The organism is Dellaglioa sp. CoH-57-MRSF-16 (genome assembly GCF_056782055.1).
In genome coordinates, this window is the sequence record NZ_JBXAXZ010000066.1 from 1 (window position 1) to 429 (window position 429).

Genomic DNA, 429 nt, shown 5'->3' on the forward strand with positions numbered 1-429 from the left:
TTGCATTGACGCGCCCCGCACGATGCCATACGCGTTGACCGTTACGGCCGGTGCCCGCGATTTCGACCCATTCAACGCCGTCAATCACGGTCGTGCGCACATTGTCTGCGCCAAAGCGTGCGGCCAGTGCAACACGCATCCCCGTAAGATTCAGACCGTTTTCCATTTTGTTACCCCTTTCGTTATTGCGCTGTCGATGGGTGTAACTATACGCGCGTGCGGCGCGGCCCGCAAGCGTTATTTTGCGTTTTTTCATTTCGTTGTTTCCCCACAACACGACAGGGCAATCTGCACAAACAGATTGCCCTGTGCAATCAACGCGTTAGCACTTCGTAGAATCGTCGGCGCGTGTGCCAGTATACGAGCGCGCGCTCTAGTTCGTGCGGCAGATCACGGCTCAATGTATGCGAGTTACGTTCGTGCTCGCCC

Annotated in this window: 1 protein-coding gene; it reads right to left on the reverse strand. The window is 56.2% G+C overall.

The features are described 5' to 3' along the window. A partial coding sequence (locus tag AC1RPH_RS07865; protein WP_289858482.1) for a hypothetical protein occupies nucleotides 1-256 on the reverse strand: 256 nt, incomplete at its 3' end. Nucleotides 257-429 lie beyond the last annotated feature (173 nt).